Source organism: Pseudoalteromonas sp. SG43-7, from assembly GCF_014164295.1.
GTDB lineage: Bacteria > Pseudomonadota > Gammaproteobacteria > Enterobacterales > Alteromonadaceae > Pseudoalteromonas > Pseudoalteromonas rhizosphaerae.
In genome coordinates this window covers 1-7,391 of the sequence record NZ_JACJEY010000096.1, presented here as the reverse complement: position 1 = coordinate 7,391, position 7,391 = coordinate 1, and the positions used below count along the sequence as shown (strand labels likewise).

Here is a 7,391-nt window from a genome sequence, read left to right as displayed (position 1 = left end):
TGCAAATTATTATGTCAACACTTAAAAAGCACTCGGACAGCTTAAAACTTATAGCTTACCGCTCTAAAGCTAAATTTTCATACACACATATTTTTCTTCGAGGTACTCGTCGAGCCCTTGGTGGCCACCTTCGCGACCAAGACCTGACTGCTTAACCCCACCGAACGGTGCCACGGGGTTTGATATTAACCCTTCGTTAATACCTACCATGCCGTACTCTAACGCTTCGCTCACTCGGTATATTTGTTTCAAATCTTGGCTATAAAAATAAGCAGCTAAACCATAAGGCACATCGTTGGCCAGTGCTAAAACTTCAGGCTCTTCATCAAATACAATGATACTCACCACCGGGCCAAAAACTTCTTGATGGTAAATGTCCATCTCCGCAGTTACCCCATTTAAAATAAGCGGTGCTTGATAGTTACCACCAAGCTCAACATTATCACCTATTTGTACCGCACCTTTTGCTTTGGCATCTGCAACCAACTCTTGTACTTTTTGCTTAGCTTTAGGATAAATCAACGGCCCTATATCTGTTGAGTCATCAAGCCCATTACCGACTTTCAGTGCTGTAACTTTTTTAGCTAATTTATCAACAACTTGATCAAGCACGCTACGCTGTACAAAAATACGGTTAGCCGCGACGCAAGTTTGCCCGCCATTTCTAAATTTTGCCCCCATAAGTCCCGTTACCGCTTCATCCAAATCGGAATTATCAAAAATAATAAACGGCGCGTTACCACCAAGTTCCATTGAAGTACGCTTAATAGTAGGGGCACATTGTGCAAGTAATTGCTTACCTACGCCCGTTGAACCGGTAAAAGTGAACTTACGAACAAGTTCAGATTCAGTTAGTAACTCACCCACCATTTTAGCGTTTTCAGAGAGCAATACATTAAAAGCGCCTTTTTCAAAACCGGCTTGGTCAGCCAAATAAGCTAATGCTAAAGCACATAAAGGTGTATGTTCCGAAGGTTTTAGTACAAAGCTACACCCAGCGGCATAGGCTGGTGCAACTTTACGGGTAACCATAGCAATTGGAAAATTCCAAGGAGTTATGCCTGCAACCACGCCAATAGGCTGTTTAAAACTAGTTAAACGATGATTGTCATCAGTGGCGGGGATCACATCACCATAGCTACGTTTGGCTTGCTCTGCGAACCACTTAATAAACCCAGCCCCATATTCAACTTCACCAAGGGCTTCTTTTAATGGTTTACCTTGCTCTTTAGTCATTAATTCAGCAAGGGTTTGTTTATGCTGCATAACCAGTTCAAACCAACGCATTAATACATTACTACGCGTTGTGGCATTGGTGGCTTTGAGTTTAATAAATGCGCCGTGAGCGGCGTTGATGGCTTTATGAACCCCATCATCATCGATATCACTTACCATGATGATGCTTTGCTGTGTAGCGGGATCATCAACACTAAAGTGTTTTTCAGTGGAGTAAAACCCACCGTTAATGAAAGAGTCGTTAAATAGTAGATTATTCATAAAACCTCCAAAGCAATTATTACGGCATATAGCCAATGTTATGTTCACCACTGATAAGTGAAAGGTACGAGGTTAAAGGCAAAGACTAGCTCCACCTAAAATCTAACATCTCAATACAACCGCGCGGCATAAAGCCGCGCCTACGCAAATTCAAACATTGATGCCAAACCCGTAGCCGCGTGAGCGTAAATGAGAAGGCATACCCTTAACTTATCTCTAAAGCACAGCACTCTCTTAACCTCTTTGTGAATAAATCACTTAAATCTTTCGCGGCTAAAGCAGGCTCCTACGCAAATTCAAACATTGATGCCAAACCCGTAGGCGCAAGTTTACCTCGCGCAATTTTCCACCTTTATAAACAAAAACACCGCGTTCAAATTGAGCGCGGTGTTTTCTTTGAAGCTTAAGGCTTACAACTTATAGCTGCGCTTTAAATCAATGCTCTTCATTAACGATATTGAGATTGTACTTCGGTATTTCAACTATTAAGTCTTCATCACGGATTATTGCTTGGCAACCTAGGCGTGATTCAGGCTCTAAACCCCATGCTTTATCTAGCATGTCGTCTTCAAGCTCGTCGCTTTCATCAAGTGAGTCAAAACCTTCACGAATAACTAAATGACAAGTGGTACACGCACATGACTTTTCACAAGCATGTGGAATACTGATACCGTTTTTAAGTGCAACATTAAGAACTGTTTCACCACTTGGTGCATCAATTGCAGCGCCGTCAGGACATAATTCCGGATGGGGAAGAAAAATAATTTGTGGCATTCTAACCTCTTTTAAACGTTGTCTACTGACTGCCCTTGCAGTGCTTTTTTGATCGATGCATCCATTCTTAACTCAGCAAATTTACTGCTGGCGTTATCAACTTTCTCAATGGCTGCTTTTATTTGATTTGGCTCGGTAGCTGTCTCACGAACTGTAACTAGCTTCGCTATTTCAGCGTTCAAGTTAGTTAATTCATGTTCAGCAAGTAAAGCACTGTCTGTTGCTAATGATGCATAAAGTGCTTCGATAACACGCAATGCTTCAACTTGTTGCTCTTTGAGCATACGCGCTTGCATATCATCTTTGGCATTAGTCATCGACTCTTTAAGCATATTAGCTACTTGGTCATCTGACAAACCAAACGATGGTTTAACCTGGATTTCAGCTTGTACGCCAGTTGATTTTTCCATTGCAGATACGCTAAGTAAGCCATCGGCATCGACTTTAAAGGTCACACGAATATGCGCCGCACCGGCTGCCATTGGTGGAATACCTTTTAAGCTAAATTTAGCCAATGAACGGCAATCATCAACTAGCTCTCGTTCACCTTGCAATACATGCAGCGACATTGCAGTTTGACCATCTTTAAAAGTGGTAAACTCTTGTGCTCGTGCTACAGGTATAGTGGTATTACGCGGAATAATCTTTTCCACTAAGCCGCCCATAGTCTCAAGGCCAAGTGACAGTGGTAATACATCAAGTAACAACATGTCTGAATCAGGCTTGTTGCCCACTAACACATCCGCTTGTAATGCTGCACCAAGTGCAACGACGCGGTCCGGATCAATAGAGGTAAGCGGCTCTTTATTAAAAAATTCAGCGACTTGGTTGCGTACGATTGGCATACGAGTTGAGCCGCCGACCATAACTACTTGCAGTACTTCGTCATTTGTAATGCCAGCATCTTTAACTGCACGGCGACACGAACGGAGTGTTTTTTTCACCAGCACCATGGCTAGTTCTTCAAACTTTTCGCGAGTGACTTCAACCGTGTATTTTTCATCATCAAACTCAAGACCAACATTCACTTTAGCATATTGGCTTAGTGCTTCTTTACAAGCTTTAGCTTTATTAATAAATAAGCGTAATACTGATGGAGATAGCGTCATCACACCGGTTTCACGTTTAAAATGATCCACTAATAATGAGTCAAAATCATCGCCACCTAGGCTTGAATCACCACCGGTTGCCAGTACTTCAAATACACCTTGGTTTAAACGCAAGATTGAAATATCAAAGGTACCGCCGCCTAAATCATAAACTGCGATAATGCCTTCTTGGCCTGAATCCAAGCCATAAGCAACTGCGGCTGCAGTTGGCTCGTTTAATAAACGCAGTACATTAATACCAGCAAGCTCTGCGGCATCTTTGGTGCTTTGGCGCTGTGCATCATCAAAATAAGCAGGTACTGTGATCACGGCACCTAAAATATCTTGCCCTGCAAAGCTTTCTTCGGCGCGTTGCTTTAATGCTTTTAAAATATCGCTTGATGCGGTGATTGGGCTGATGTTGCCAGCCGCGGTGGTAATCGCTAATGCGCCATCATGCTGACAAAAATCATACGGTAATTGGCCGTAGCTTTGCTCTATTTCAGCTTGAGTTTTACCTAAAAAACGTTTAACTGAAATTAAAGTATTCACAGGATCTTGTGTTGCAGCTTGAGCGGCAAGTTCGCCTACTGTTATACCATCAGCGGCGTAACGTACAACAGACGGTAACATGGCTGCGCCATTAACATCGGTTAATGTACGGGCTTCGCCACTTTGTACTGTCGCAACAAGTGAGTTGGTAGTACCAAGGTCAATACCAATTGCTAACTTATGTTCATGTGGTGCCGCGCTCTGCCCCGGCTCAGCAATCTGCAATAATGCCATAATGATCTTTAACTCTTGTTTGACTTACCAATGGTGCAGTAAGTTAGATAATTAATCGTCGAATAAACTGTCTTCAATACGCTCTAATTCATCTCGTAATTTATACACGAACTTTAATTTTCGAATGCTATCAGCGGCTAACTGCCATTGCTGCTCGTCATTACTTGCCAATTGCTCAGCAAGTTGCGCACTGTATTGAGTGTCTAGTTGTTTTATTTGCTTCTCGAACTGAGCAATCGCTGTGTCTGGATCATCGCTTGTGCTTAGCTCTTCAAGCTCTTCACGTAATTCCATTTGCTGCATTAAAAACAGTGGATCTTGTAGTGTTTGCTGCTCGGCACGAATATCAACACCCAATTCACTCAGCATGTATTCTGCGCGTTTTACCGGATGCTTTAAAATTTGTAAGGCATCATTAATTTCTGCGGTATTTTGTACGGCTAATAACTTATCACGGCTGCTGGCATTGGCATGGCGATCTGGGTGAACGGCACGCTGGAGTTCGAGGTAATTCTTAGTTACTTTTGCCAAATCTACATTGTAATCAACGGGTATCGCAAACAATTCAAAATAGCGCATAATTCCAACCATGCCAACAATCTATTGGCTTAAAATTCAGATAGAACAAAGCCCTACAGGTGCAGGGCTTAAGAGTACAATCACTTTATTGTTTATACTGTGAAACTTTCGCCACAACCACACTCATCAGCTTGATTTGGGTTAATAAATTTAAACCCTTCGTTCAAACCTTCTTTAGTGTAATCAAGCTCGGTGCCATCAATATAAACTAAGCTTTTAGCGTCGACGATTACTTTAACCCCTTTAGATTCAAATACTTCGTCGCCTTCAGATAACTCGTCAACAAACTCAAGAACATATGCAAGACCTGAACAGCCCGTCGTTTTAATGCCTACGCGCAGGCCTAAGCCTTTTCCGCGATTTGCTAAAAATGATTCTACGCGGTTTACTGCCGCTTCTGTCAATGTCACTGCCATGATTTATCTCTTACTTCGCTTGTTTACTTTTGTAATCTGCAATTGCTGCTTGAATTGCATCTTCAGCTAAAATTGAACAGTGAATTTTCACTGGAGGCAATTCAAGCTCAGCACTGATATCAGTGTTTTTGATCATTGCAGCTTCATCTAATGTCTTGCCTTTAACCCACTCTGTTACAAGTGACGATGAAGCAATTGCGCTACCACAACCGTATGTTTTGAATTTAGCATCTTCAATTATGCCTGCAGCTGATACTTTAATTTGCAGCTTCATTACGTCACCACATGCTGGTGCGCCAACCATACCCGTTGCTACTGATGGATCATTTTTGTCTAATACACCTACGTTACGTGGGTTTTCAACATGATCGATTACTTTATCACTATACGCCATAATTCTATCCTCATTACCTGCTAGTGGATGTGCTCGTCAATTAATGATGAGCCCATTCAACTGAATCTAAATCAACACCCTCTTGATGCATTTCCCAAAGAGGAGACATCTCACGTAAGCGACCGATAGAGTTTTTCATTAAATTGACGGTATAATCAATCTCTTCTTCGGTGGTAAAACGACCAATACTAAAACGAATTGAGCTGTGTGCTAATTCATCGTTGCGGCCAAGCGCACGTAATACATAAGAAGGCTCTAAACTTGCTGAAGTACAGGCAGAACCTGATGATACAGCAATATCTTTAACAGCCATCAATAACGACTCACCTTCAACAAAGTTAAAGCTGATGTTAATTATTCCTGGTACTGATTGGTCCGGCGTACCGTTAAAGTACACTTCATCCATATCAGCCATAATGCCATCAATTAAACGCTTACGAAGCGCGCTGATGTGAGCATGATCTTTTTCGAAATCTTGTTTGGCAATTCTAAATGCAGCACCCATACCAACCAACTGGTGAGTCGCTAGCGTACCAGAGCGCATTCCACGCTCATGACCACCACCATGCATTTGTGCTTCTAAACGAGCACGCGGTTTACGGCGAACATACAATGCACCGATACCTTTCGGGCCATATACTTTGTGCGCTGAGAAAGACATAAAATCAACTTTAAGCTGTTGCACGTCGATTAAAACTTTACCGGCACTTTGTGCAGCATCAACGTGGAACATGATTTTACGTTCGCGACACATTTCGCCAATAGTCGCGATATCTTGAATTACACCTAGCTCGTTGTTTACATGCATAATGCTCACTAACACTGTGTCATCGCGCATTGTGTCGGCTAATTTTTGTAAATCAAGTAGGCCGTTTTCTTCAACGTCCATATAGGTTACTTCAAACCCTTGACGCTCTAGCTCACGACAGGTGTCGATCACTGCTTTATGCTCAGTTTTAGCGGTAATAACGTGCTTACCTTTCTTTTTATAAAACTGTGCTGCGCCTTTAATTGCAAGGTTGTTTGATTCTGTCGCACCCGAAGTGAAAACGATTTCACGTGGGTCTGCGTTAATTAAATCTGCGATATCAGTACGAGCTTGATCAATCGCTTCTTCAGCTTGCCAACCAAAACGGTGTGAACGTGATGCAGGGTTACCAAAATTGCCATCCATTGTTAGGCATTGCATCATTTCTTTTGCTACACGCTCGTCAACTGGCGTGGTTGCTGCGTAATCTAAATAAATCGGTAACTTCATTTCTTTCTCCGCTGGACGCCAACTTATAGTTGGCAGCTTACTTGAATATTTTCCAATTGCTTGAGTGCATTATTAACGCTGTTATCTTGGCGAGATGAAACTTCCTTCACATCTGACTTTTCCACCAATTCAGCAAGGGTAATACCGTTTAAAAAGTCTTCTATTCTGGTACTTAGATCAGACCATAAGGTGTGAGTTAAACACCGCATACCGCTTTGACAGCCGCCCGTTGCACCATGGCATCGGGTTGCATCTATTGATTCATCAACGGCGTTGATCACATCACCAACCGAAATTGCATGCGTTTCTCGACCGAGTAAATAACCACCACCAGGTCCACGCACTGAGCTGACTAAACCACTTTTACGTAACCGGGCAAATAACTGCTCTAGATACGACAAAGAAATTTCTTGTCGTTCTGAAATATCAGCAAGGGGAACTGGCCCTACATTTGTATGTAGCGCAACATCCAGCATCGCTGTGACGGCATACCTGCCTTTTGATGTTAACTTCATGGAGCCCCCGCACTAAAGAGTGCAAATTTTAATTACCAGAGTAAAATAGTCAAGTATTAAATAAAGTCTAGGTTCTAGGTTCTA

At 42.3% G+C, this 7,391-nt stretch carries 8 protein-coding genes; all 8 read right to left on the bottom strand.

Features of this window, described 5'->3' with window-relative positions; genetic code table 11:
- Nucleotides 1–69 precede the first annotated feature (69 nt).
- The gene (locus tag H5200_RS22400) at nt 70–1,497 is read right to left on the bottom strand and encodes an NAD-dependent succinate-semialdehyde dehydrogenase (protein WP_182762701.1); all 1,428 of its coding nucleotides are present in this window, start codon (nt 1,495–1,497) and stop codon (nt 70–72) included.
- Between the two features lie 435 nt (nt 1,498–1,932).
- A complete protein-coding gene (fdx, locus tag H5200_RS22395; RefSeq protein ID WP_145236547.1) occupies nt 1,933–2,271 on the bottom strand; it encodes an ISC system 2Fe-2S type ferredoxin in 339 nt (112 codons plus the stop codon).
- A gap of 11 nt (nt 2,272–2,282) precedes the next feature.
- Nucleotides 2,283–4,145, bottom strand: coding sequence for a Fe-S protein assembly chaperone HscA (gene hscA / locus H5200_RS22390; protein ID WP_145236544.1), 1,863 nt, complete (start codon nt 4,143–4,145; stop codon nt 2,283–2,285).
- A gap of 51 nt (nt 4,146–4,196) precedes the next feature.
- Complete coding sequence (gene hscB, locus H5200_RS22385; protein WP_182719621.1) at nt 4,197–4,724, bottom strand: co-chaperone HscB; 528 nt, start codon at nt 4,722–4,724, stop codon at nt 4,197–4,199.
- A 92-nt stretch (nt 4,725–4,816) separates the two neighbouring features.
- Complete coding sequence (iscA, locus tag H5200_RS22380) at nt 4,817–5,140, bottom strand: iron-sulfur cluster assembly protein IscA (RefSeq protein ID WP_145236536.1); 324 nt, start codon at nt 5,138–5,140, stop codon at nt 4,817–4,819.
- A 10-nt stretch (nt 5,141–5,150) separates the two neighbouring features.
- Entirely contained in the window at nt 5,151–5,534 is a 384-nt protein-coding gene (gene iscU / locus H5200_RS22375) for a Fe-S cluster assembly scaffold IscU (protein ID WP_145236533.1), read from the bottom strand.
- 40 nt (nt 5,535–5,574) lie between these two features.
- Nucleotides 5,575–6,792 carry an IscS subfamily cysteine desulfurase gene (locus tag H5200_RS22370; RefSeq protein ID WP_149980538.1) on the bottom strand — a complete coding sequence of 406 codons (1,218 nt, stop codon included), beginning with the start codon at nt 6,790–6,792 and terminating at the stop codon, nt 5,575–5,577.
- A 23-nt stretch (nt 6,793–6,815) separates the two neighbouring features.
- Nucleotides 6,816–7,307: a Fe-S cluster assembly transcriptional regulator IscR gene (iscR, locus tag H5200_RS22365; protein WP_145236527.1), complete on the bottom strand. Its 492-nt coding sequence runs from the start codon at nt 7,305–7,307 to the stop codon at nt 6,816–6,818.
- Nucleotides 7,308–7,391 lie beyond the last annotated feature (84 nt).

What these genes read in the sequence shown, in the direction of transcription:
- fdx (WP_145236547.1), bottom strand. Translation starts at nt 2,271, where the DNA reads ATGCCACAAATTATTTTTCTTCCCCATCCGGAATTATGTCCTGACGGC.
- H5200_RS22400 (WP_182762701.1), bottom strand. Translation starts at nt 1,497, where the DNA reads ATGAATAATCTACTATTTAACGACTCTTTCATTAACGGTGGGTTTTAC.
- hscB (WP_182719621.1), bottom strand. Translation starts at nt 4,724, where the DNA reads ATGCGCTATTTTGAATTGTTTGCGATACCCGTTGATTACAATGTAGAT.
- hscA (WP_145236544.1), bottom strand. Translation starts at nt 4,145, where the DNA reads ATGGCATTATTGCAGATTGCTGAGCCGGGGCAGAGCGCGGCACCACAT.
- iscA (WP_145236536.1), bottom strand. Translation starts at nt 5,140, where the DNA reads ATGGCAGTGACATTGACAGAAGCGGCAGTAAACCGCGTAGAATCATTT.
- iscU (WP_145236533.1), bottom strand. Translation starts at nt 5,534, where the DNA reads ATGGCGTATAGTGATAAAGTAATCGATCATGTTGAAAACCCACGTAAC.
- iscR (WP_145236527.1), bottom strand. Translation starts at nt 7,307, where the DNA reads ATGAAGTTAACATCAAAAGGCAGGTATGCCGTCACAGCGATGCTGGAT.
- H5200_RS22370 (WP_149980538.1), bottom strand. Translation starts at nt 6,792, where the DNA reads ATGAAGTTACCGATTTATTTAGATTACGCAGCAACCACGCCAGTTGAC.